Origin of the sequence: Rudanella paleaurantiibacter (assembly GCF_009184635.1) — a bacterium.
Taxonomy (GTDB): Bacteria; Bacteroidota; Bacteroidia; order Cytophagales; family Spirosomataceae; genus Rudanella; species Rudanella paleaurantiibacter.
The window spans coordinates 14,000-38,284 of the sequence record NZ_WELI01000021.1; the positions used below are offsets into that span (position 1 = coordinate 14,000).

Sequence of the window (24,285 nt, forward strand, 5' to 3'; positions counted from 1 at the left end):
ACTTGCCGTATGATTGCTGTACTCCAACGCGTGTCCGAAGCCTCCGTGACCATCGACGGGGCCGTAAAAGGGCGCATCAACACCGGATTCCTGATTCTGCTGGGTATTACCCATACCGACACCGACGAGGACGTGGTGTGGCTGAGTAAAAAGATTGTCGGGATGCGGATTTTCAATGACGAAGCGGGCAAAATGAACCTCGACCTCGCAGCCGTAGGTGGCAGCATCCTGCTCATCAGCCAGTTTACGCTGCACGCCAACACCAAAAAAGGCAACCGGCCGAGCTTTATCGAAGCAGCCCGCCCCGAAGTGGCTATCCCGCTTTACGAACGCATGATTGCCCAGCTCTCGGCCGACCTCGGGCACCCCGTGCAAACGGGCGAGTTTGGGGCCGACATGAAGGTAGCCCTGCTCAACGATGGCCCCGTAACGATCATTATCGACTCAAAAAACCGGCAATGAACACGCCCCGCCTGACCCTGGCCGATATTCAGGCGGCCGAGCCCCGCATCGACCCCGTTTTCCGGCAGTCGCCCCAGTACATTTGCGAACCGCTGAGCGAGTTGCTGGGCTGCGAGCTGACGCTCAAGGTAGAGACCCAGAACCCGATTCGCTCGTTCAAAGGGCGGGGTGCCGATTGGCTTATGCAGGGGCACACAGCCGGTCGGGTGGTGTGCGCCAGTGCGGGTAATTTCGGGCAGGCCGTGGCGTACGCGGCCCGCAAACGTCAGATTCCGCTCACCGTCTACGCCGGGCTGACCGCCAACCCGCTCAAAGTGAGCCGGATGCGGGCGCTCGGCGCGGAGGTGATCTTGTTCGGGGATGACTTTGATGCGGCCAAAGCCGAAGCCCGGCGCGTGGCCCAAATCACCGGCGACCGCTTCGTGGAGGACGGCCTCGATCTTGAAACGCTCGTGGGAGCGGGCACCATCGGCACCGAACTGGCCCGGTTGCCGTACCACCTCGATAGCTTGCTCGTGCCCCTCGGCAATGGGGCGCTCATCAACGGTATTGGTACGGCGCTTAAAGCCCTCCGGCCCAACACCTCCATCGTAGCGGTTCAGGCCGAAGGTGCCCCAGCCATGCTGGAGTCTTGGTGGCAGAAACGGTTGGTTGTCCATGACCACATCCAAACCATTGCCGACGGTATCGGGGTGCGTGTGCCGGTTCCGCAGGCCCTCACCGATATGGAAGCTACCGTTGACGACGGCTTGCTGGTGTCAGAAGCCGGTATCCGTAAAGCCATGCAGTTGTTGCATCGGCACGCGGGGCTGGTGGTAGAACCGTCGGGTGCGGTGGGTGTGGCGGCCCTGCTCGAACACTCCGACCGGTTTCGGGGCAGCCGCGTTGGGGCGGTGATCTGCGGGGGGAATCTGACCGAAGTACAAATTCGGGAGTGGTTGTTTGAGCAATAAGTAATAGAATTAAATGTACAATGGACAGTGTAGAATGTATACGAAAAGGGCTGACTGTCAGTAGGTAACCCAAGTGCTCATTATGCATTTTACATTGTTCATTCATGTAAGTCTGATACTGAAATTAAATCATAACGAGCCACTGCACGGACGAACACCCAATATTTAAGAGTATGAAAACACTCACCGACTTACTGCTTTTAGGCGATCCGCGCCTGTACGAAACCTGCGCCCCCGTGGAGCGCGATGAACTGCCGTTGGTGGCGGGTTGGGTAGCCGACTTGCATAACGTAATGGAAGAAATCCGGGCAAAATACAATTTTGGTCGGGCCATTGCTGCCCCTCAGTTGGGCATTATGAAGCGACTGATTTACATGAATGTGGCCCCGCCGGTTGGTCGCGGTCCGGTCGTGTTTATCAACCCCGTTCTCGAAAACCTGAGCGACGAACAGTTCGAACTCTGGGACGACTGCATGAGCTTTCCGCATTTGCTGGTGCGGGTTAAGCGGCATAAGTCGCTCACGATTCGGTATCTGGATGAGCATTGGCAACCCCAAACGTGGGACCTGACCGACGACTTTTCGGAGCTGCTTCAGCACGAATACGACCACCTCGACGGGATTCTCTGCACCATGCGCGCCGTTGATGCGAAGTCGTTTAAATGGCGATAGGGGATATGTATTGAGTGAATGAGCGATTGAGCGATTGAGTGAGAACCGCTCGTTGAGTCATTCACTCAATCACTCATTCGCTCAATCACTCAATAAAGTATGCGTAACGTAGCCATTCTGTTGTTCAACGAGATTGAAGTGCTCGACTTTGCCGGGCCGTTTGAAGTATTCGGCGTAACGGGTCGGCAATCGGGGCAGACCCGCTTTTCGGAACCGCCCTTTCGCGTATTCACCGTGGCCGAGCGCGGGCCGGTGTACGCTCGCAACGGCCTGTGCATTACGCCAACCTACCTGCTCGACGACCACCCGCAGGCTGATGTTCTCGTGATTCCGGGCGGGGGTGGCATTCACCCCGACGGCACCCGCTACGGTACCCGGCGCGAGATGCACAACCCGGCGATTCTGGCCTGGGTGAAGCGGCAGGCCGAGCGGGCCGAGCTGGTACTGTCGGTTTGTACAGGTTCCTTTCTTCTGGGTAAAGCCGGATTGCTCGACGGGCTGGCGGCCACCACCCATTATAAAGCCATAGACGGCATGCGCGAAGCCGCGCCCCATACCGAGCTTCGGCCCACCCAGCGATGGGTTGATAACGGTAAGATCATTACGTCGGCGGGAATATCGGCCGGTATCGATGCCTCGTTGTATGTGGTAGGCAAATTGCACGGCCATGCTGAGTCGGTCGAAACAGCCCGGTATATGCAGTACGATTATTGGCAGTAGCTTTTGGGGCCGCTGGTGAGCCGCCAGCGGAGGGCCTTTTTAATCGACCGTACCAAAGCTAACCTTGCCCTGACTACTCTGAAACGAATACCCTCCGATGATGAAGGTTCCGTTACTAATACCGACTGAATACCCATTGAACGTGTAAGGAGGGCTGTTATCGACTACCCTGCGAACCTGATTCCAATTGGTACCTGACCGGATAAACACGTAGGCTGAACCCTGGTACACATTGCTACCAAAAGCACCGATGAGTGCGTAATCGCCCGAAATGGCTACACTCCCACCGAAAAGGTCAGAGGTTGCCCCATCGTAGAAAGCGGTTAGTTTGGCCTGCTGAACCCAGCTTGTCCCTGATCGTACAAAGACATAAGCCGATCCTTGATCCCGAATGCTGTTGATGTCATCGGTGTAGGCACCAACAATAGCGTAATCGCCCGAGATACCAACGCCGTACCCAAAGTTATCAGTTGGTTCACCATCGGCTGCGGTCAGTTTAGCCTGCTGCGTCCAACTTGTCCCCGACCGTACGAAAACATAGGCTGAACCCTGATCGGTGTTGGCAATAATGTCATCGAAGTTTACGCCAACAATGGCGTAATCGCCTGATATGGCTACGCTACTGCCAAACTGGTCGTTTGTGGCTCCGTCTGCAGCGGTTAGTTTGGCTTGCTGAACCCAGCTTGTTCCCGATCGCATAAAGATGTATGCGGAGCCCGCATCAGCATTAGCCCCAATGTCATCCATAAAGGCGCTCACAAGAATGTAGTCGCCCGAAATAGCGACGGCGTTGCCAAACTTGTCGTCGGGAGCCCCGTCGCTCGCGGTTAATTTAGCTTGCTGAGTCCAGTTGGTTCCCGACCGCACAAAAACGTAGGCCGAACCTTGGTCTGCGTTTGCATTGACATCATCTGCACGTGCCCCAACAACGGCATAATCGCCCGAAATGGCTACGCTAACCCCGAATACATCTCCTGAAGCTCCGTCATTCGCGGTGAGTTTGGCTTGTTGTACCCAGTTACTGCCTGATCGGACAAAGATGTAAGCGGCCCCCTGATTGACGTTGGGGCCAATATCGGCGCCACTGGCTCCAACAATGGCGTAATCGCCCGATAGCATTACCCTGACCCCGAAGGCGTCACCCTTAGTACCGTCGTTTGCCAGACGATCAATGGGGGCGAGGTTGCTGTTGCTCGTAGTTGCCAACGGAAGCCAGTTTTGGCCGTCGTGTAGGTAAAGGGTACCCTTATCAAGATCGAAGACCAGCGCCCCAACCTGCGGGTTTACGATAGCGAGCCGTTGGGCGGTGGTGAGCCGGGGCGGGTAAAAGGCTTTGTCGTTGGCGGGGCTTTTGAGGTCGAGTACAGCCGAGGAGTGCGGTTGGCCCCCCATGCCGATCTGGGCACGCGTGCTGAGGGCCAGACACAGCAGTAAGCTGGTCAGGCAATAGTATAAGTACGTCATGTGAAGGTGGTTAGTAAAGAGAGCGAATTTAACGTCTGGCGTACAACAAATGCAGGCAGCGGTGCCTTTGCTTGTAGTTTATTTGCTTCAATCTACTAACCTAACAATCAGTTATATACTGTTTAAAGGGTGTGTGTTGGTTCAATACTGGACATTCGGACTTCAGACACTGGATGTTAGACTTACTACCTTTAGATATGGAGGTCTAACGTCTAATGTCCAACATCTAATGTCCAGTACTGAGGTGTATTAGCGAGTTGATTTAATCGACCATACCAAAGCTAACCTTACCCTAACTGAACTTAAAGCCCGGTCCACCGATGATAAACGTACCATTGGAAAGGGCTACAGATTTCCCGTTGACTGTGCCGGATAAACTAAAGTCGGTCACTGTTTTAACCCGGCTCCAGAGGGTTCCCGACCGGACGAAGAGGGTAGCTGACCCCTGAAAAATATTGGTGCCGTGCGCACCAACCAGAGCGTAGTTGCCCGACAGGGCCACGCTGGAGCCGAGAAAATCGCCGACGGCGGGTTGGTTACTCGTCAGTTTTGCCTGTTGGGCCCAGCTACTTCCCGACCGGGCAAATACATAGGCGGCCCCCGCCTGATAAACATTGCCTGGGTTATTGAAGTAAGACCCCACGATGGCGTAGTCGCCCGTGGTGGCTACGCTGATGCCGAAGCCGTCGGACGCAGTTCCCGTTGCATCATTGGCCACCAGCTTGGCTTGCTGCACGTACGTACTCCCTGATCGGAAGAAAACATACGCTGCTCCCTGATTCGGGCCGGCAGGGCCACCGCCATCTATGGCCCCGGCCAGCATATAGGCGTTTGATATAGCTACGCTACCTCCGAATCCGTCGTTTGCGGCTCCATCGCCTGCGGTCAGTTTGGCTTGCTGGTTCCAGTTTGTAATCGACCGCATAAAAACGTAGGCTGACCCCTGATCGACGTTACTGCCAACATCATCGCCACGGGCCCCAACCAGGGCGTAACTGCCCGAAATAGATACACTGCATCCGAAGTTATCGGTTGCGGCCCCATCGTTTGCCGTTAGTTTGGCCTGCTGAATCCAGCTATCGCCCGACCGCATAAAGATGTAAGCCGAGCCTTGTCCGTTATTGCTGCCGATAGCGTCGTTTGGCGCTCCCACAATGGCATAATCGCCCGCGATGGCTACGCTGCTGCCAAACTGATCGCCCGAAGTCCCATCGTTTGCGGTTAGTTTAGCTTGCTCGGTCCAGCCATTACCGCTGCGGACAAAGATGTAAGCCGACCCCTGTGCCGCATTGCTGCCGATAGCGTCGTTTGGCACTCCCACAATGGCGTAATCGCCCGAAATGGCTACACTAGTGCCAAATGCATCGTACTCCATGCCATCGCTTGCTGTGCGCTCGATGGGTGGTAAACGGCTAAGGGAGGTGGGAGCCAGCGGAACCCAGTTCTGGCCATCGTGGTAAAAAAAGGTGCCTTTATCGAGGTCGAACACAAAGGCCCCAACCTGCGGGTTCACGATAGCCAGCCGCTGGGCGGTGGTGAGCCGGGGCGGGTAAAAGGCCTGGTTGTTAGCGGGGCTTTTGAGATCGAGCACGGCCGAGGGGTGCGGTTGCCCCCCCATGCCAATTTGCGCGCGGGTGGTAAACGTCAGCCCCAACAGCAGGAAGGAGAGAAGGGTAAAAAAGTGTTTCATATTATTTAATCGACAGTGCCAAAGCTGACCTTGCCCTGTGCGTTTCGAAAATTCGATGCTCCGATGATAAATGTACCGTTGGAGAGGCTCACCGAAATGCCGTTGAAGGTGTTGCTCGGACTGGAATCGGTTATTTTTCGAATCCGGCTCCAGGTCGAACCCGACCGGACAAAAAGGGTGGATGACCCCTGAAAGGTATTTTCGCCATACGCGCTGATGAGGGCGTAATTGCCCGAGAGGGCCACGCTGAATCCGAAGAGATGACCACTGGCGGGGTTACTATTGGTCAGTTTGGCTTGCTGCGTCCAGGTACTTCCCGACCGGATAAATACATAAGCTGATCCAGCTTCGGTAAGTCCACCTGGGTCATCATAATACGCCCCAACCAGAGCGTAATCGCCCGAGAGGGCGACACTGACGCCAAATTGATCGTCGGCCGTTCCGTCGCCCGCAGTTAGTTTGGCTTGTTGGCTCCAGGTCGTCCCCGACCTCAGGAAAACGTACGCAGCTCCCTGGCTTGGGCTGATCGCACCACCTCCATACGGGGCTCCCACCACGATGTACGTGCCCGATATGGCCACGCTGGTGCCAAAAAAGTCGTTGATGGCCCCGTCGCCCGCGGTGAGTTTGGCTTGCTGGCTCCAGGTCGTACCCGAGCGTACGAAAACGTAGGCTGAACCCTGATTGGTATTGCTGCCATTGTCATCGGCAGAGGCTCCTATAACCGCATAATCACCAGCAATAGAGACGTTGAAACCAAACTCATCGTTTGGGGCTCCGTCGCTCGCCGTGAGTTTGGCTTGTTGTATCCATTCATCACCCGACCGCATGAAGACATAAGCTGAGCCCTGTCCGCTATTGATCCCGATGTTATCGGAATAGGCCCCAACAAGGGCGTAATCGCCCGCAATAGCCACGCTGTAGCCAAAATAGTCGTTTGTGGCGCCATCGCTTGCCACCAGTTTGGCTTGCTGCACCCAGCCATTGCCTGTCCGAACAAAGATGTAGGCCGAACCCTGATCGATCGTGCTCCCAACGTCGTCGCCCAAAGCCCCGACGATAGCGTAATCGCCCGAAATAGCCACACTAAGGCCAAACTGGTCGTTGGCGGCTCCGTCGCTCGCGGTGCGGTCAATGGGCGGTAGCTGCCCCGAGGTAGTAGGAGCCAGCGGAAACCAGTTTTGTCCGTCGTGCAGGTACAGTGTGCCTTTGTCCAAGTCATACACTAAAGCACCGGCCTGTGGGTTGGGTACCGCCAGACGTTGGGCGGTGGTGAGCCGGGTAGGGTAAAACACCTTATCGTTGGCGGGGCTTTTGAGATCGAGCACGGCCGAGGGGTGCGGTTGGCCCCCCATGCCAATCTGGGCGTGGGTGTAGAACGGGAGAGCCAGCCACAGAAAGGGGATGAATAAGAAGATGTGCTTCATGCTCAGTAGGTTGATTGTGTAGAACGAAGGTACTTATTCTGAAAGATAGGGCTGTTGATGAGTTACTAAAAGGTTACTAGCCAGTAAGCTACGCGGTCTGCCTAGGCTGATTAGTAGAGGGGCATCTGCCTACCGAAACCCCTGCAACAGACTATCCAGATGCTGGACCGAAGCGCTCTAAACCGGACCGGTGCGTCCGAGTTTTTTGGGCCACACAATCGCTTCGGTTGTGGCTCGTTTAGCAGAAAACAGTACTTTTACTAAAACCTCCGTCCGTTATTACCCTCTCGCAGGAGTAAACGTACTACCTCGAATGGATTTTTTACCACCTGACTTAACGGCCTATGCCGACGCCCACACCTCGCCCGAGAGCGAGCTGCTTCGTCGGCTCAACCGCCAAACCCACGCCAAGGTACTGCACCCCCGCATGTTGTCGGGGCATTTCCAGGGGCGCATGTTGTCGTTATTTGCTCACATGATGCGCCCCCGCCGGATTCTCGAAATTGGTACTTACACTGGTTACTCGGCCCTGTGTTTGGCTGAGGGACTGACCGACGACGGCCGTCTGGTTACCATCGAGAAAAACGAAGAGCTGGAAGACACGATCCGCGATTTCTGGCGGGAGTCGCCCTCAGCCGACAAAATCGATCTGCTCATTGGCAATGCCGCCGACCTGATTCCCACCCTGACCGATACGTTTGATCTGGTCTTTATCGACGCTGACAAGATCAGTTACTCGCTTTACTTCGATCTGGTAATCGACAAGGTACGGCCGGGAGGTATTATCATGGCCGACAACGTGTTGTGGAGTGGAAAAGTGGTGCAACCCGTGAAACCGTCGGACAAAGACACCCTGGCCGTGATGGCCTTCAATCAAAAAGTTCAGGATGACCCTCGTGTTGAAAATGTGCTGATGCCTGTGCGCGACGGAGTCATGATGATGATGAAAAAATAACTATGAAAAAGCTGCTAACTCTCCTTGTTGTTTTTGTCAGCACCCTGGCCGTGGCCCAGCCGCCCGCTGTTCCGTCGGTGCCGCCCCGCACCGAGTTTGCCGGGATCTCGATTCAGCTCGACGAACAGGCCCGTCGGCTTATTCAGCAGGACATCAACGCTCTGTACGCCAATCGGCAGTACTGGAATGCCAAACTTGACCGGGTGGTGCTGTACTTCCCGATCATTGAGGCTATTCTGACCGACGAAGAAGTCCCGACCGATTTCAAATATCTCGCCGTGCAGGAGAGCTCACTTACGCCCGATGCCGTGTCGTCGTCGCAGGCGGTTGGGTTCTGGCAGTTCAAGCGCGAAACAGCCCTGATCAACGGGATGCGCGTAGACGATGAGATCGACGAACGCAAAAGCATTACTGGCTCTACGCGCGGGGCGGCTACGTACCTCAAAAAGAGCAATACGCAGTTCAACAACTGGGTATCGTCGCTGTTTTCGTTTTACCTCGGCGCGGGTGGCATCAGCAAACTGATTCCGCCCGATTGGTCGTACGCGAAAGAAATAGCCTTGTCGGGGTCAACGGATCGATATATCCTGCGGTTTCTAGCCCACAAAATCGCTATTGAAAACGCGCTGCCTTCGTACCAAACCCAAAATGCGGTGGCTCTGGTTGAGTACCCGAACGGCGGGGGGAAGTCGATTCAGCAGATTGTGACCGACCTCGGCGCGCAGGGTGTGCAGGTCAACACCGACGATCTGCTGACGTACAACCGCTGGATTCTGGGCGGTAGTATTCCCGCCGATAAGGCATACACCGTGATGATTCCGGTGCCGAGCAATCAAATCAATGAGGTACGGCAGCGGGTGGTGGCGGTTTCGGACAAGAAAACGCCCGACTTTCTGCAAAACGACGTGGGTTTTCCGGTACTGAAAAAAGTGACGCTGGGCGTACGGAGTCAGGCCGACCCTATTTTGTACGAAATCAATGGCTTGCCGGGTATTCAGGCGCAGGCTGGCGACAATGCCGGTACCCTGGCCCGCAAAGCCAAGGTGAGCTATTCTAGCTTCCTGCGGTACAACGACCTGACCGAAAAAATGCCGATTGAACCCGGTGAGGTGTATTATCTGGCCAAGAAGCGCAAAAAAGCGCTGGTGCCGTTTCATACCACCCGCGAGGGCGAAACCACCCGCAGCATTTCGCAGCGGTATGGTATACGGCTGAAACACCTGCTGAAATACAACCGGCTCGACCGGGTGCAGCGGCTTCAGGTGGGCCGGGTGATGTGGCTGCGCGAGCGTCGGCCCCGCAACCGCCCGGTCGAAATTATCAATGTGCCGACGCCACCCGTGTACGATCCCACGCCGGCCACCCCATCCACTCGCCCCGACGTAGCGGCCTCGGGCAATAGCAGTACTGCACCCTCGCGCCCGGTCAACAGTGATAATATTCCGCGCAACCCGTCGGAGCGTAAGCTCTACACGCCCAAGTTTGGGGGTGAAAACGTGCCATTGACAACCACCACGCCCCCCGAAACGGGCAATGGCAGTTCAACGGCATCACGGCCAACTACCCGCCCGGCCGACCGCCCCGTGGCTTCAACGACGCGTCCTGCCACACCCCCTGCCACGAATAGCGGTAACGGAAGCGCCCGCACCGTAACGGTGAAGCCAGCTACCCCGGCCACTGAACCCGACGAAGACAATGACCTGCTGCCTTCGGTGCCCACAAAGGCCAATCGGCAGGGTGGTTATGAGGTAACAGGTAATGAGCCAACGTTGCCGCCCAACACGCGCCCGGCCACCGTTCCAACCGACCGGACGGCGGGCAACACACGTCCGGCACCGTCAGCACCCGCTACCCGTCCCGCCCCCGCTAATCGGCCGACAACCCCGGCTGGTGGCCGTACCATGACTCACTCGGTAGAGCCGGGACAAACGTACTACAGCATTTCGAAGCTGTACGGAGTGAGTATCGATGATTTGCTGGCTGCCAATAACCTGACGCTGGACGATAAACTATCGGTAGGGCAACCGCTTACGGTACGCAACGTGCCGCAGGGTTTCCCGGCCGGTCGGCCACTGAATACCTCGGCGCCGACGGCCACGCAGCCCCGGTCAGAGCCTATTTATCACACGGTTGAAAAAGGGCAGACCATGTTCCGAATTTCGAAGCTGTACAACGTGACCATCGAGCAGATTCAGGAGTGGAACGGCCTGACCGACGTGACCGTTAAGGAAGGGCAAAAGATTAAGATTATTAAATAAAAGGAGATAGGAGCGAGGAGTGAGGAGTTGCTGACGCGTTAGCATTACTCATGCGTCAGCAACTCCTCACTTCTCTCTCCTCAAAAAAATATGATTCTAATTGAGAACACAGTCATCAGCGATGACATTGCCGATAAATTCTTTGTTTGCAACCTCGACAAATGCAAGGGGGCTTGCTGTGTCGAAGGCGATTTGGGTGCACCCCTTGAGGCCGAAGAATTGCATATTCTGCAACGTATTTATCCGAAAGTAAAGCCCTACCTCTCGCCCGAGGGCATTGCCGCTATCGAAAAACAGGGCCTTTACGAGCCTGATGGTGAGGGTGGTTTTGTGACAACAACCGTGGGCGGGCGTGAGTGTGTATTTGCCACCTGGAACGATAAGGGAATCCTGAAATGCGGGATCGAGGATGCCTACAATGATGGGCAGGTTGATTGGAAGAAGCCGATTTCGTGCCATTTGTACCCCATCCGGGTAACCAAATACGATCAGTACCATGCCCTCAACTACGACCGGTGGCCTATTTGTAGCCCGGCCTGCGGTCTTGGCAAGGAGCTGAACGTGCCTGTTTACAAGTTTGTCCGTGAAGCCCTGGTGCGGGCCTATGGCGAAGCCTGGTATGCCGAGCTGGTTGCCGAAATTGAAGGAACAGCGAACAACGAACAGTGAACAATCAACAACGAACAGCCATTAATTTTCACGGCTCACTGTTCATTGATGACTGTTCGTTGTTCGTTGATGACTGTTCACTGTAAGTATGGAACAACGCGATTACTTCGAGGATGTGTACGAGGTGGTACGGCAGGTGCCTCGCGGCCGGGTAACAACGTACGGAGCCATTGCACGATACCTGAGTTTACGGGCCGGTGCCCGGATGGTGGGCTGGGCTATGAATGCCAGCCATACTCGCCCCGATGTACCCGCGCACCGCGTGGTGAATCGACTGGGTATTTTGTCGGGTAAACATTTTTTTGGTAGCCCCACCCGGATGCAGGAGCTTCTGGAGGCCGAAGGGGTTTCCGTTTCCGACGACCGAATCACCGATTTCAAAACTCGCCTGTGGGACCCCACCGAGGAGTTGACTCTGTAAACGGATAGCGGAGCGATTCGCGGTGAACCAAAACCCAGAACAGCAAGCTATCAACCCGCCGTAGCCCTACAAATTCCGAACGTATTTCTGCCCACCGAGGGCGCGCATTTGCCGGGCTATCTGCCGGGTTCGGCGTTGGATATAGTTAGACGGGTTGGCAATCGAAAAGCGGATCGGATTGGGTAGTACGGCCGCGATTCGGGCGGCTTCGTCGCGGGTGAGCGACTTGGCCGGGTGGTCGTAATAGCGTTGGCTGGCGGCTTCCACGCCAAATGTCATGGGGCCGGTTTCGGCTACGTTCAGGTAAACCTCCAGAATCCGTTTCTTGCCCCACACCAACTCAATCAGCACGGTAAAGTACACCTCCAGCCCTTTCCGAATGTAGCTCCGGCCGTTCCAGAGAAACACATTTTTGGCCACCTGCTGCGAAATGGTACTGGCTCCGCGTGGGCGTTTGCGCCGTTGGTTCTCCTTGATGGCATCCTGAATTTCGTCGAAGTCGAAACCCCAATGGTACGGGAAGGCCTGATCTTCGGAGGCAACCACCGCCAGGGCGGCCTCTTTGCTGATGTTTTCGTACGAAGTCCAGTCTTTGTAGACCCGGCTGCTTTGGTCGGTGCCGAGAGTATCCCACCACCGCGACACCACCAGCGGGGTTACCCAGACCGGCACCCATTTGAGCACAATCACCCAGCCAATCGAAAACAGAAAGAGGTATAGCGCCAGTTGGGCCGCTATCCGGTACAGTTTGCCTACCCACGGATGCTCCCGTAAAAACCGACGCCCCTGTGCCCAGGCCGACGCCCCTGTGCCGGTGCGACCCGTACCCGCCGAGGCCGTGTTGCGTGAACCCGTCGTACCTGTAGCGGAGTACGAGGTATCGGGCTGACGGGGGGCGTTGCTGTTACGTGGGCGATTTTCAGACATGGGCTTGTGAGGTACACCAGCAACTTACCGGTGCAGCATAAACGCGAAAATGCTAAAAAAAGCTGTATCTGAGCCAGAAAATGAGCTAATCTACAAACAGGGTGGCCGCTACCCGGTCGGCAAAGAGTTTGCCTGCCGGGGTGAGCCGGAGAAAGCCGTCGGTGTTTTGCAGCCATTGTTGCCGGTACAACTCGCCTAGGGCCGAGGCCTGTTGTTGCTCAAAATCCCCTCCTGCAAGTTGGCTCAGTTCGGTCAGTGAGCAGCCCCATTGGGTACGCAGGCCCGTCAGCAGATACTCGTTGACCCGGTCGGCGGGCGTCAGTACTTCGGTTTCGGCGGGTAGCTCACCGGCTTCGAGGGCCCGCAGATACAGCGCGTTGTTGGCCACGTTGAACTGTCGGCTATGGCCGTTGTACGAGTGCGCACTCGGCCCCACGCCCAGGTAGGGACGTTGCTGCCAGTAGGCCGTGTTGTGCCGGGCGTAATGGCCGGGCCGGGCAAAATTCGAAATCTCGTAATGCTCGTAACCTGCCCCCGCGAGGGTTTGGGTGAGCTGCTCGAAATGGTCAGCAGCCAGGCCTTCGTCGAGGGCGGGGAGTTTACCTTTTTGTGTCCAGCGGCCAAAGGCCGTGTCGGGCTCAATCGTAAGTGCATACGCCGACAGGTGCGGCACATTGAGCGACAGGGCGCGGTCGAGGTCGTATTGCCAGACGCTGAAAAGCGGAATCCCGTAAATCAGGTCAATGCTGAGGTTATCGAAACCGGCCTCGCGGGCCAGCCGCACGCATTGCTCGGCTTCGGTGGCATTGTGAGCGCGGTTCATCCAGCGCAGGGCCTCCTCGCTGAACGTTTGAATGCCAATACTGAGCCGGTTCACATACCGCCGGAGCATGGTTAGTTTGGCGGGTGTCAGGTCGTCGGGATTCGCTTCGAGCGTAATTTCGGCATCGGGGGCCACGGCAAATTGCGCATGAATCGTGTCGAACAGCCGGGCCAGTTCGGCTTCGGTCAGCAGCGAGGGAGTCCCCCCGCCGAAATACACAGTTTGGAGTTCGGAGGAGGGTAAATAGGCCGCTTGCAGGCGGATTTCGGTTCGGATAGCCTCCACCATTGCATCTTTTCGGCTCAGGTTGGTGCTGAAATGAAAATCGCAGTAGTGGCAGGCCTGCTTGCAAAACGGGATATGGAGGTACAGATGCATTCGTTACGATTAACCCGCGAGGGCTTTGATCCCTTTTACCTCAACAACCGTTTTTTGCTGCCCGTTTCCGGCGCAGTGAATCATGGCCAGTCCTATCTCTTTCAGGCTGCATACGTAGCTGGCAAACAGCACCCGAAATGCCGGGTAAAGCCAGCTTAGGTATTTGTAGTAGGGGAGGGTGTTTTTGAGCCCTTCGGTGGGTTGAATGTAGCCCGGTCGGAAGTTGTACACCTGCCGGAACGGGAGTTTCATCAGGTCATTTTCGGTTTTGCCTTTCACGCGGGCCCACATGGTGCGGCCTTTTTCGGTACTATCGGTGCCGGCCCCCGACACGTAGCAGAACGTCATGTCGGGATTCAGTGTGCTCAGGGTTTGGGCAAAGTTGAGGGTAAGCGTGTAGGTGACTTTGTAAAAATCGTGTTCGCTCATGCCGAGCGACGAGGTGCCGAGACAGAAGAAACAGGCGTTGTAGCCGCTCAGATCGGCTTCGACGGCCGAGAGATCGAAAAAGTCGGGCACCAGTAATTCCTTCAATTTGGGGTGGCCCACCCCGCAGGCTTTTCGCCCGACGACCAGAATGTGCTCAACGTCGGGGTGGAGCAGGCATTCGTGCAGAACACCTTCGCCAACCATGCCCGTAGCACCGGTGATAATAGCTTTCAGTTTCATGATGAACAGTGGGTTGTTACTCAAATGTACACATTGACAACCACTATTCAGTTAATGAACGAGCTTCTTTTCCAGCACAATCGTCAATCCACGTGTACCCTGCACCGTTCCTACAATGTCGAATCCATGCCGCAGGTTCAGGATTAGCATTGAACGCCATTGGTTGTAGGTTTGGGTGCGCAGGGTGTGGTAGCCCCGTTGGCGGCACCAGTCGTGCTGCCCCGTCATGAGGGCGGAGGCAATGCCTTGCCCCCGGTAGGTCGGCAGTACCCCTCCGAGCCAACTGTAAAAATGCCCTGGTTTACGCTCATACCCGATTTTGTAGCCAATGAGCGCCGGGCCATCAAACGCCAGCCCGATCAAAAGCGGGGTACGCGCCTGTTGGTAATCCAGCTCGGCAGCGGCCTCTTCGGGCAATTGGCCGCCAAAAATCCGGGCGATAAGTTGTACGAGTTCGGCCCGAAGCAGAGGGGCCAACGGGTCGGTGTGCCATTCGTAGCGTGGTGTCATGGCGCAAAATAACCTACCGGTCGGGGCACTTCTTACATCGTTTACCTTTCTTGTATTTCTTGCAGCATTTTTTCAGGACACAGTCGACGCCCGCCAGCCGGTTTTCGGCAACGTGACGCCCGGCAAACGGCCCCGGTGTAGCAGAAGGGCAAATGTCTTCGGTCATGGATGATGTTTACGCGAACGGCCCGGATGTTTATTCGGGGTCGTATGTACTCCATGAACGTAATAGAGATCCTTTTTAGTTTAGACTGTTTCTAAATTTGTACGACTTTGTTCATAAAACCGAGTCGTAAACGCCCGAAAGCCCCTAATCTTGTACGGTATGCTCTCTTCTCTCTATTCGTTATCACGGTTTCGCGAGTTTGGTGTGTTGCTGCTTCGGCTGGCATTCGGCCTGCAACTGGTGCTATCGTCGTGGCCTTACGTAAGCGACTCCGCCAAACTAACCGAATTTACCAACTACCTCACTACGCTTGGGTTTCCGTTTCCGGTGCCGGGGGCGTATGTGTCGGCCTACAGCGAGTTTGTGGGCGGACTTTTGTTGATGCTCGGCCTTTGGACCCGCCCGGTGGCTCTGGTACTGGCGTTTAACTTTTTGGTGGCGCTCCTGCTGGCCCACGTGTTCACGGCCGACACGTATCAGAACTCTTACCCATCGGCCAATCTGCTGGTTGTCAACTTGTTTTTAGCTTTCAACGGGGCCGGTTCATACGCCATCGACGCCCGGTTGGGCCATCGCTAAACGCTTTATTTACTTTTTCAGCACTGGACATTCGGACTTCAGACACTGGACATTAGACTTACTACTTTTATAGATGGAGGTCTAACGTCTAATGTCTAACATCTAATGGCCAGCAGTGAGATTTACTTCATGAAAACATTGATTACGGGCTTGTGCCTGAGTCTATTGCCGGCCTTTCTTTGGGCGCAAACCCCCGCCGTACGCGACACCCTGCTGACCGGCTTTACCCGCTCCGAATTGACGCCACTTTACTACGGCCTCGGCACCGACCGGCTGGGCGGGGCGCGGATGGAAACCCTCGATTCGGCCGTGGTACTCAACCTAACCGGGCTCGACTCATCGGGTCGGTTCTGGCGGGTTCGGTTGGCCCCGTCGCTGTCGGGGTTTGTGCCGGTCGAGCAGGTTCGTATCGATACCACAGCCCGCTACCCAACCGGTGGCCTAACGGGTAACTGGACCGTTTCGGGCGATGCCATCTTGCCCGGCAAAGCGTTGCCCGGCAACGATATATTGGCGATTCGGCTACCGGCGCGGCTGCCGTACCGGGGGCAGCTTCTGGCCGATGGGCACCTTATTGTTGACCTGTTTGGCGTGACCAGCAACACCAACTGGATAACCCAACGTGAATCGGCCGGGGTGATTCGGGATGTGTGGTTTGAGCAGGTTGCCGACGAGATTCTGCGCGTGCATGTGACCCTGAAAAAGCCACGCAGTTGGGGGTACAGCCTGGTTTATGCCAAAAATACCCTGACCATGCGGGTTCGGCGGGGGCCTGCGAAGCCCCGGTTGCGCGGTCTGACGGTTGCTGTTGATGCCGGACACGGTGGTAGCAATACCGGGGCGCGGGGGCTGGAAACAGGCGTGCTCGAAAAAGACCTGACCCTCGACGTGGCCCGGCAGGTACGCGACCTGCTCACCCGCAAAGGAGCGCGGGTAATCATGACCCGCGACGCTGATACCAACATTGGTCCTACGGCCCGGCTCCGGGCTATGCGGCAACTCATGCCCGACCTGTTGGTGAGTATTCACTTCAATGCGTCGGGTAGCCGGGCGGTACGGGGCATGAGTACGTACTATAAGCACCTGGGGTTCCGGTCGCTGAGTCAGGTGATGCTGCGGGAATTGTTACGGGTAAAAACCGGCGTTTCAGGTGAGAAAATGCCCGAGTTTGGCAACGTGGGGCACTTTAACTTCTTTTTCAATACGCCCACCGAGTACCCGAATGTGCTGGTGGAGGGCCCATTTTTGAGTAATCCGGCGGATGAGCAACTCATTGTTGACCCGCGCTTCCGCAAACGTATGGCGCGGGCCATTGCGACTGGTATCCGAAAGGGGATTCGCTGAGTTATTCAGATGTCATCTCTCAAAGCGAATTATGTTTTAGACACTGCTGGCTGCAACTGTCCATGACACTCACTGTAAACGCGAGAAGAATAATGAAATCGTTTACGAAACTGCTTAGGGTGCTGCTTTGGGTAGATTTGGCATTGGTAGCCTATGTTTTTACCCATGTACAAGCCTTGTTGGAGATACCAGTCGTTGCGAGGGCACTTGTATTGGGTCTAATGATGCTGATACCAATCCTGTACTTGATGCCGAAAATCAGGGATGGATTTCGAAACTGATTTTACTTTTTGTCACGCAACGATGTCATCTCGTTTGGAGAGATGACATCGCTGCGTGGTCATTACCCAACGTGAATATCGGCGGTCATGTACAGCTTCACCTGTCCGGCAATATCGACCCGTTCGCCGTTGTGTTTGCAACGGAGGTAGCCGCCCCGGCGCGAAATTTGGCGGGCGGTAAGCTCGGTTTTGCCGAGCCGTTCGGCCCAATACGGAATAAGGGTCGTGTGAGCCGAGCCCGTGACGGGGTCCTCATCGACGCCCGATTGCGGTGCAAAGAACCGCGACACAAAATCCACCCCTGATTCGCCGGGCGAACCGTCGCCCGGAGCCGTAACAATGACGCCCCGTGCCGGTACTGAGGCCAGTTCGCGGAAATTGGGGTTGAGGCTCTCGATTTCGGCCTGCGAGCCGTACACCAGCAGGTAATCTGACTTGCCTTTGTAAATCTCGAGCGGCCGTTGTTCGAGACCGCTCAGCAGGGCTGGGGGCTGCACATTGGCCCGCTGAATGGTATCGGCGGGGAAGTCGAGCACGAGCCAGTCGCCCTGACGGCATACGTTCAGTTCGCCACTGCGCGAATCCAGATAAATTTTGTCGGTATTGCCCGCAAAAGGCTCCAGCGAGAAAATAACGTGGGCGGTTGCCAGCGTAGCATGGCCGCACAGGTCGACCTCGACGGTGGGCGTAAACCAGCGAATGTGGTAGCGGCCCGTAGCGGGGTTGTGGGTGTAAAAAGCCGTTTCGGCCAGATTGTTTTCGGCCGCAATCTGCTGCATAGTCTCGTCGGGCAGCCACTCGGTGAGTGGGCATACCGCGGCTGGATTTCCGGCAAAAAGCCGGTCGGTAAAGGCATCGAGTTGGTAAAGACGCATTCGGTTCGGTAGAAAAGGGTTTTAGGGAATGGCGGCTTCCAGCGATTGAAAAGCAGGCTCGTCGAAAGCCAGTAACGACGGAATAATCAGATTGGCAATCGCAAATTTAGGGTCTTCGGCCTCAAAAAGAGCGGGGACCGCCACGGTAATCATATTGGCCCCGTGCGCTGATTTTAACCCGTTGCCCGAGTCCTCGAAAGCGAGGCAATGCGTTGGCGTTACGCCCAGTTTGCGGGCTGCACCGAGGTACACGTCGGGTGCGGGCTTGTTGCGAGCTTCGAGCGTGGCCGAATGCCAGGTTTTCAGTAGCGACCGAATGCCCAACCGGTCGATAACAACCTCGATCAGGTTCATGGGGGAGGCCGACGCAATGGCCGTTGGAATGCCCCGGTCGTGGAAGAAACGAAGAATCTCGACGGCACCCGGCATAGGTTCGGCCCGGAGGCCAATCTGACGGTGGGCCCCTTCGAGGATAGCCTCACCGATTTCGGCCCGCGTGCGGATAGTCTCATCCCAGGGCCGACGCTCAAACCAGTACTCGGCTACGGCATCGGTGGGCAAGCCGGTGGTACGTTTGCATTCGTCTTCGGTCAGGTGAAGGCCGACTGTGGCAAAAATGTCAATTTCGACGGCGCGCCAGTGGGGTTCTGAGTCCACTAGAAGGCCATCCATATCAAATATGGCTGCTTGTATCATGCAAAATGTAAAAATGACCTGAATTTGCGTGGGCGCATTTACCGGAACGAGAGGCTTATGTGCTGCACGGTGGGGTTTAGCCCCTGCATAACCGGGTTGGCCGACGAAAACTCACCATCGCCCGACACGGTTTGGTAGCTTTGTTCCTGCGCAGGCGAAAGGGCCCCGGTTGCAAATTGCACATTTAGGTACACCTTACCATCCGGGTCCTGTAGCTTTCCGGTTTGCCAGCTCGACACGTTGCCGCCGTAGTCCCAGTCGAATCCGTACAGACTAAACGCTTTCCCGTTCAGTTTCTCTACTTCTTTTAGGGTACTGCCAATGCGTAGCCCCTCGGGGGTAGCCCATCGGCTGGCGCTGGCAGCCGGCACCGCCTTATCGACCTCGGCGGCAGCGGCTTCAATCAGGACCATTTCGGGGCGGGTGTGCTGCTCATCTTTCCAGATAATCTGGGCTTGGTCGGGGGTACCTTTAAAAAGCGTCGTTCCGATGTAAAAATCACCCTCGGCTCCCCAAACGGTATCACCTTTGGTGACGTTCTCGGCCCCCAGAATCTGGATGAGTTGGCTCTCGGAAGTATTGGCCCGGACAACGCCCGCCTGTTCGCCCGGAATAAGCACAAAGTTGTCGGGCGATGCCTGCGGCCCTTCGGTAGAGAGGGTAGTGGCAAGGGTATCGTCGTCGATTACAGACGTTGAATCGGTGGTCTCCCCGGTATTGTCGGGTTTCGATTGGCAGGCCGTCAGCAGGGCCAGGCACAGAAAAAAGGAAAGATGTTTCAAGGAAGTAGTCAGGTTACGTAGGGATTACCCCCGCCTTAGTTGGAGGAGGGAAAGACGAAAGGTTAATATTGACCAACTCAAGCGTACAGGTAAACGACAGATGGGTGTCTGTTAAGTTACCCCTCCTGCTTTTCAGGAGGGGGTTAGGGGGGGCAGCCGGTCGTTTCAGAGTTGAGCCTGTCGGAAGGGCTTGATGTCAATTTTCTCCCAAACCTTGCCCTGTACGTAAGGCTCCCACGATAGCCAGTCCTGAAGCTGGGCTTCGGTCTCGAAATCGAGGAGCATCATAGAGCCAATCATTTGACCCTCGGGGCTGAGCAGGGCTCCACCCACGACGTAATGACCCATCTCTTTCAGTTTACGGACTCCGTCAAAATGGTTCGGGCGGACGGCCATCCGGCGGTCGAGCGCCTGTTCGTCGGTGCCATCGTAGGCGTGTACAACGTAAAGCATTGCGTAGCTGTTTTGGGCACCAAGATAATACGATTGTCGCGCTTTTGGGTGACCTTGCCCGAATGGGGTGTAAGACAAGTTTCTTTCTCTGACCGCCGGGCGGCCCGGAGGATGGCAGGACAAACAGGATGGATTCAGGCTCAGGAAAATCCTGTTCTGTTTATCCTGTAATCCTCCGGGCCGCCGGGCGGTCAGAAAATTTTCGAGAACCCCCGCCGTACTGAACTTGTCTTACCCCCGAATGGACATCAGATTCGGGGTTTTCTTCCTAATTTGGGCCTTTTATAGCTTCTTCATAACAACAATGCTCCGTCTGTACTACTTAGCCATTGCGGTAATAGCATTCCCGGCATTTGCCCAACCGCAACCGGCCGCTTCATCGTCCCGTCTGACCGTCGAGAAAATCATGCAGGACCCCAAAAATTGGGTTGGTACTGCGCCCTCGGGTGTTTTCTGGGCCGAAGATGGCAAAACGGTCTATTTCAACTGGAACCCCGAAAAAGCCAAAGGCGATTCGCTTTACAAGGTGGTGCTCGCGGGCGACCGCAAGCCGCAGAAGGTAAGCCCCGCCGAGCGCCGGAGCCTGCCCTCGGGACCCGGTGTTTATAACCGCGACCGGAGCCAGAAACTGTACGACAAAAATGGCGACCTGTTTCTGGTTGATTGCCGAACCTACCAGACCCGGCAGCTGACCAATACCGTAGAGCGGGAAGCGAACCCGCAGTTTTCGGGCGATGAGCGTTCGGTGGTGTTTGCGCGTGGGGGCAACCTGTTTCGGATGGCTCTGAGCAACGGCGAGCTGACGCAGATTACCTATTTTGACCCCGGCACCAAACGCGCGGAAGCCAAGCCCAACACGCAGGAAGCGTTGTTGAAAAAAGAGCAACTGGGTCTGTTTGATGTGTTGCGTGAGCGGAAAGAAAAGCGCGACGAGGCCGAGAAAATCGACAAGGCCGATACGCCCAAGCGGCCCAAACAGTTTTACACTGAAGGCCGGACACTCATGAGTCCGCAACTGAGCCCCGATGGTAAGTTTGTGACATTCACACTCGCCAAAGCGGCTGCGGGCGCCAAAAGTACCGTGGTACCCAGCTACGTAACCGAGTCGGGTTTTACCGAAGACCTGCCCGCCCGTACGAAAGTGGGGGCTCCGCTGGCGTCGTACGAGTTGTTTGTGTACGACGTTGACCGCGACACGGTACAGGCGGTTTCGCTGCGGTCGGTGCCCGGCATTACTGACCGCATCAACTTCACGGGTGGGGCGGCCACGGCAGCTAAGCCGGACACGAGCAAACGGGCAGCCCTGCGCTCGGTGACGATCTCAAACGTACTGTGGTCGCCACAGGCCACCAACCGGTATGCCGTGCTGGTGTTGCGGGCGCAGGACAACAAAGACCGCTGGATTATGCAGCTCGACCCGGCTACGCGTACGCTCAAGCTGATTGACCGCCAACACGACGATGCCTGGGTGGGTGGCCCCAACATTGGGTTTGGCCCGAATCCGGGTACGCTCGGTTTTCTGGCTGATGGGCAAACGATTTATTTCCAGTCGGAGGCCGATGGCTATTCGCATCTGTACACGGTAAACCTGACCACGGGTGAGCGTAAGCAGTTGACTTCGGGTCGGTTTGAGGTACAGCAGGTGAGCCTGTCGAAAGATAAAAAGTTTTTCTTCCTGACCACCAATGAGGTACACCCCGGTGAGCAACACCTGTACCGGATGGCTGTAACCGGCGGCCCGCGCGAGAAACTGACCACCATGACCGGAGCCAACGATGTGACCCTCTCGCCCGATGAGCGCAATATGGTCATTCGGCATTCGTACACCAACCGCCCCTGGGAACTGTATTTTCAACCTCAACAGTCGGTAGTGGCAGCGAGCAACAAGAAAAATGCGAAAGCGAAACCGGTAGAGGCTTCGGTGAGCGGTGCGCCGGTTCAACTGACCGATTCGCCCACGGCCGAGTTTAAGGCGTACCCCTGGCGCGACCCGCAGGTTGTGACTATTCCGGCCCGCGATGGGCAGGCTATCTATGCCCGGCTCTACAAACCATCGGGCGATGTAAAAGCCAATGGGAAGGCCGTGGTTTTTGTGCACGGGGCCGGGTACCTACAAAATGCGCACAAGTGGTGGAGCCAGTACTTCCGGGAGTATATGTTTCATAACCTCCTGGTCGATAAGGGGTACACGGTACTCGACATTGACTACCGGGCGAGTGCAGGCTACGGCCGCGACTGGCGCACGGGCATTTACCGGCACATGGGTGGCAAAGACCTGACCGACCACGTCGATGCGGCTGCCTGGCTTGTTAAGAACCACGGTGTTGAGGCCAACCGGATTGGTATTTACGGTGGGTCGTACGGTGGTTTTATCACCTTGATGGCCATGTTTACCACGCCCGGCACGTTTGCGGCTGGCGCGGCCCTGCGTCCCGTGACCGATTGGGCGGCCTACAACCACGGTTACACAGCTAATATTCTCAACGAGCCCCAGACCGACTCGTTGGCGTACCGCCGGTCGTCGCCGATTTACTTTGCGGATGGCCTCAAGGGGCATTTGCTCATCTGCCACGGCATGGTCGATGTGAATGTGCACTATCAGGATGCCGTCCGGTTAGCCCAGCGGCTCATTGAGCTGAAGAAAGAAAACTGGGAATTGGCTTCGTACCCGATGGAAGACCACGGTTTTGTGGAGCCCACCAGTTGGATGGATGAGTACAAGCGAATTCTGAAACTGTTCGAAGAACGGTTGTAGCGTAGATGCTTCTAAGACGCTCAAATTGAATTGCTTTTTTGCGTACGAAGCGGCAAGGGGGCGTAACAAGACTCATCTGAGTTGTTACGCCCCCTTGCCGCTTTTCTCTCCTAATCGTTACCGTCTCCGCAATATAAAATACAGCCCTGCCGCAATTACGGCACCCAGCGCCATGCCCCGCGCTACGTGGTACGAGGTGGGCGTGGGCATCGACACAATCCCGTTTTCGTCGGTAATGGCGGGCTCCTTCACGTACCGCCCCCGTGAGGGTATGGAGCGCTGGTCAAAATGGTCAACTAAGCGGCTCAGTTCCAGCGTAAGGTCGAGGCCCCGGATGGAAATGCCGTGCCCTGTGCCTGCCGTCAGCGGGACCAGATCGGCCAGCTTTTTCACTGATTGCCGGGCGTCGTCCCAATTGATAGTGAAGTAAGCCGGTGGCCCCTGCACTTCCAGGGCTTGCGTGGCTACAGCCGTCAGGGCATTCTGGTTGGTAGTGATAAAGGCATCGCCTGCAATCAGGGTGCGGTCGCTATCGCGGAACAGCGAAATATGCCCCGGAGCGTGACCGGGAGTATGGATGGCCCGCCAACCGGGCAGGTCGTCGATATGGCCATCGTCGGTAATGGTACGTACCTGCTGGCTAATGTCGATGGGGCCGAGTGGAAACACCCAGGAGAGGTACGCCATACCCCCGCCCCCGATGGCCGGGTCGGGTGGTGGGTAGCTCGACTTGCCGGTCAGGAAAGGCATCTCGAGCCGGTGCGTGTACACCGGCACATCACCCCATTCTTTCAGCAGTGTTTTCAGCGAGCCCACGTGGTCGCCGTGGCCGTGAGTTAGGACAATGGCTTGCGGTTTGCAGGGGCCACCGTTGGGATTAGGACCATAGAGTTTTTCGGCTTCCTGCCGGATGGTGTCGGCATAGCCGGGTAGGCCGGCATCCACCAGTACCCAGGGGTTGCCGGGGCCGGGTTCGCCAATGAAAAATACGTTTACAAACAGTGTTTTAATGCCAAACACGTCGTAGGTCACATCGTAAGGCGTAGCCTTTCGGGTAACCATTTCGGTGGTTTGTATTTCCATAACAGTTGAGGTTTGATTTGAACCGGCCCGTTTAGTCAGTGCGCCGGTTCTCTACTCAACTGCTGGGGTTTTGCAAGGTTTCATTAAATCGACTTAGCGAGGTTTTAAACCTGTAAGGTCTTTGAGACCTTGCAGGTTTGGATTGACTTTGTCTTTGCCCCCTTTCGTGAGCCAGTTTGCACTGGAGTTTAAGCCGCCTGTCGGTACTCGACAGGTGTCATGAACCTCAAGGCCTGGTGAGGGCGTTCCGTGTTGTATTCGACCAACCATTCAT

General features: G+C 56.2%; 25 protein-coding genes. 11 read left to right on the forward strand and 14 right to left on the reverse strand.

Annotated features, from left to right (window positions below):
* Positions 1 to 9: 9 nt before the first annotated feature.
* The 4 genes from dtd (at position 10) to F5984_RS25845 (ending at position 2,806) form a co-directional block, all read left to right on the forward strand.
* Positions 10 to 462: a D-aminoacyl-tRNA deacylase gene (dtd, locus tag F5984_RS25830; RefSeq protein WP_152127203.1), complete on the forward strand. Its 453-nt coding sequence runs from the start codon at positions 10 to 12 to the stop codon at positions 460 to 462.
* Positions 459 to 1,415 carry a threonine ammonia-lyase gene (locus F5984_RS25835; RefSeq protein ID WP_152127205.1) on the forward strand — a complete coding sequence of 319 codons (957 nt, stop codon included), beginning with the start codon at positions 459 to 461 and terminating at the stop codon, positions 1,413 to 1,415. The genes dtd and F5984_RS25835 overlap by 4 nt, the downstream gene beginning before the upstream one ends.
* Positions 1,416 to 1,588: 173 nt before the next feature.
* Entirely contained in the window at positions 1,589 to 2,086 is a 498-nt protein-coding gene (locus tag F5984_RS25840) for a peptide deformylase (RefSeq protein WP_152127207.1), read from the forward strand.
* Positions 2,087 to 2,185: 99 nt separating this feature from the next.
* Positions 2,186 to 2,806, forward strand: a complete 621-nt coding sequence (locus F5984_RS25845; RefSeq protein WP_152127209.1) for a DJ-1/PfpI family protein — start codon at positions 2,186 to 2,188, stop codon at positions 2,804 to 2,806.
* 39 nt (positions 2,807 to 2,845) lie between these two features.
* Here F5984_RS25845 and F5984_RS25850 read toward each other — a convergent pair whose 3' ends face one another.
* From F5984_RS25850 to F5984_RS25860, 3 genes are all read right to left on the reverse strand, one after another.
* A complete protein-coding gene (locus tag F5984_RS25850) occupies positions 2,846 to 4,270 on the reverse strand; it encodes an FG-GAP repeat protein (RefSeq protein WP_152127211.1) in 1,425 nt (474 codons plus the stop codon).
* A 292-nt stretch (positions 4,271 to 4,562) separates the two neighbouring features.
* Positions 4,563 to 5,960 (reverse strand): FG-GAP repeat protein, encoded by a 1,398-nt coding sequence (locus F5984_RS25855; RefSeq protein WP_152127213.1) that lies wholly within the window; start codon positions 5,958 to 5,960, stop codon positions 4,563 to 4,565.
* 5 nt (positions 5,961 to 5,965) lie between these two features.
* Positions 5,966 to 7,387 carry an FG-GAP repeat protein gene (locus F5984_RS25860; protein ID WP_152127214.1) on the reverse strand — a complete coding sequence of 474 codons (1,422 nt, stop codon included), beginning with the start codon at positions 7,385 to 7,387 and terminating at the stop codon, positions 5,966 to 5,968.
* 313 nt (positions 7,388 to 7,700) lie between these two features.
* Between F5984_RS25860 and F5984_RS25865 the strand changes: the two genes are divergently transcribed.
* The 4 genes from F5984_RS25865 to F5984_RS25880 all read left to right on the forward strand — a co-directional run bounded on the left by F5984_RS25865 (position 7,701) and on the right by F5984_RS25880 (position 11,690).
* Complete coding sequence (locus F5984_RS25865; protein WP_152127216.1) at positions 7,701 to 8,342, forward strand: O-methyltransferase; 642 nt, start codon at positions 7,701 to 7,703, stop codon at positions 8,340 to 8,342.
* A gap of 2 nt (positions 8,343 to 8,344) precedes the next feature.
* Positions 8,345 to 10,600, forward strand: coding sequence for a LysM peptidoglycan-binding domain-containing protein (locus F5984_RS25870; RefSeq protein ID WP_152127218.1), 2,256 nt, complete (start codon positions 8,345 to 8,347; stop codon positions 10,598 to 10,600).
* Positions 10,601 to 10,690: 90 nt separating this feature from the next.
* Entirely contained in the window at positions 10,691 to 11,269 is a 579-nt protein-coding gene (locus tag F5984_RS25875; protein ID WP_152127221.1) for a DUF3109 family protein, read from the forward strand.
* Positions 11,270 to 11,357: 88 nt separating this feature from the next.
* Positions 11,358 to 11,690 carry an MGMT family protein gene (locus F5984_RS25880; RefSeq protein ID WP_152127223.1) on the forward strand — a complete coding sequence of 111 codons (333 nt, stop codon included), beginning with the start codon at positions 11,358 to 11,360 and terminating at the stop codon, positions 11,688 to 11,690.
* A gap of 66 nt (positions 11,691 to 11,756) precedes the next feature.
* Here F5984_RS25880 and mtgA read toward each other — a convergent pair whose 3' ends face one another.
* From mtgA to F5984_RS26660, 5 genes are all read right to left on the reverse strand, one after another.
* Positions 11,757 to 12,617, reverse strand: a complete 861-nt coding sequence (gene mtgA / locus F5984_RS25885) for a monofunctional biosynthetic peptidoglycan transglycosylase (protein ID WP_152127225.1) — start codon at positions 12,615 to 12,617, stop codon at positions 11,757 to 11,759.
* A gap of 85 nt (positions 12,618 to 12,702) precedes the next feature.
* Entirely contained in the window at positions 12,703 to 13,818 is a 1,116-nt protein-coding gene (gene hemW, locus F5984_RS25890) for a radical SAM family heme chaperone HemW (RefSeq protein WP_152127227.1), read from the reverse strand.
* Between the two features lie 9 nt (positions 13,819 to 13,827).
* Positions 13,828 to 14,487 carry a Rossmann-fold NAD(P)-binding domain-containing protein gene (locus F5984_RS25895; RefSeq protein WP_152127229.1) on the reverse strand — a complete coding sequence of 220 codons (660 nt, stop codon included), beginning with the start codon at positions 14,485 to 14,487 and terminating at the stop codon, positions 13,828 to 13,830.
* 51 nt (positions 14,488 to 14,538) lie between these two features.
* Positions 14,539 to 14,997 carry a GNAT family N-acetyltransferase gene (locus F5984_RS25900; protein ID WP_152127231.1) on the reverse strand — a complete coding sequence of 153 codons (459 nt, stop codon included), beginning with the start codon at positions 14,995 to 14,997 and terminating at the stop codon, positions 14,539 to 14,541.
* Between the two features lie 13 nt (positions 14,998 to 15,010).
* Entirely contained in the window at positions 15,011 to 15,163 is a 153-nt protein-coding gene (locus F5984_RS26660; protein WP_185155650.1) for a hypothetical protein, read from the reverse strand.
* A 159-nt stretch (positions 15,164 to 15,322) separates the two neighbouring features.
* Between F5984_RS26660 and F5984_RS25905 the strand changes: the two genes are divergently transcribed.
* Together F5984_RS25905 and F5984_RS25910 are read left to right on the forward strand one after the other, a co-directional pair.
* Positions 15,323 to 15,742: a DoxX family protein gene (locus tag F5984_RS25905; protein ID WP_152127233.1), complete on the forward strand. Its 420-nt coding sequence runs from the start codon at positions 15,323 to 15,325 to the stop codon at positions 15,740 to 15,742.
* Positions 15,743 to 15,871: 129 nt separating this feature from the next.
* On the forward strand, positions 15,872 to 17,086 hold the full coding sequence (locus tag F5984_RS25910) for an N-acetylmuramoyl-L-alanine amidase family protein (RefSeq protein WP_152127235.1): 1,215 nt from the start codon (positions 15,872 to 15,874) through the stop codon (positions 17,084 to 17,086).
* A 343-nt stretch (positions 17,087 to 17,429) separates the two neighbouring features.
* Here the strand turns inward: F5984_RS25910 and F5984_RS25915 are convergent, their stop codons facing one another.
* From F5984_RS25915 to F5984_RS25930, 4 genes are all read right to left on the reverse strand, one after another.
* Positions 17,430 to 18,242, reverse strand: coding sequence for a PhzF family phenazine biosynthesis protein (locus F5984_RS25915; RefSeq protein WP_152127237.1), 813 nt, complete (start codon positions 18,240 to 18,242; stop codon positions 17,430 to 17,432).
* A 21-nt stretch (positions 18,243 to 18,263) separates the two neighbouring features.
* Positions 18,264 to 18,938, reverse strand: coding sequence for a hexitol phosphatase HxpB (gene hxpB / locus F5984_RS25920; RefSeq protein WP_152127239.1), 675 nt, complete (start codon positions 18,936 to 18,938; stop codon positions 18,264 to 18,266).
* A gap of 38 nt (positions 18,939 to 18,976) precedes the next feature.
* Positions 18,977 to 19,720 (reverse strand): putative periplasmic lipoprotein, encoded by a 744-nt coding sequence (locus F5984_RS25925; protein WP_152127240.1) that lies wholly within the window; start codon positions 19,718 to 19,720, stop codon positions 18,977 to 18,979.
* Positions 19,721 to 19,885: 165 nt separating this feature from the next.
* Complete coding sequence (locus F5984_RS25930; RefSeq protein ID WP_152127242.1) at positions 19,886 to 20,173, reverse strand: YciI family protein; 288 nt, start codon at positions 20,171 to 20,173, stop codon at positions 19,886 to 19,888.
* A 304-nt stretch (positions 20,174 to 20,477) separates the two neighbouring features.
* Here F5984_RS25930 and F5984_RS25935 point away from each other — a divergent pair, with 304 nt between their 5' ends.
* Entirely contained in the window at positions 20,478 to 22,928 is a 2,451-nt protein-coding gene (locus F5984_RS25935) for a S9 family peptidase (protein ID WP_152127244.1), read from the forward strand.
* A gap of 117 nt (positions 22,929 to 23,045) precedes the next feature.
* Here the strand turns inward: F5984_RS25935 and F5984_RS25940 are convergent, their stop codons facing one another.
* Together F5984_RS25940 and F5984_RS27075 are read right to left on the reverse strand one after the other, a co-directional pair.
* Positions 23,046 to 24,011 (reverse strand): MBL fold metallo-hydrolase, encoded by a 966-nt coding sequence (locus tag F5984_RS25940; protein WP_152127246.1) that lies wholly within the window; start codon positions 24,009 to 24,011, stop codon positions 23,046 to 23,048.
* 188 nt (positions 24,012 to 24,199) lie between these two features.
* A partial coding sequence (locus tag F5984_RS27075) for an integrase core domain-containing protein (protein WP_152124452.1) occupies positions 24,200 to 24,285 on the reverse strand: 86 nt, incomplete at its 5' end.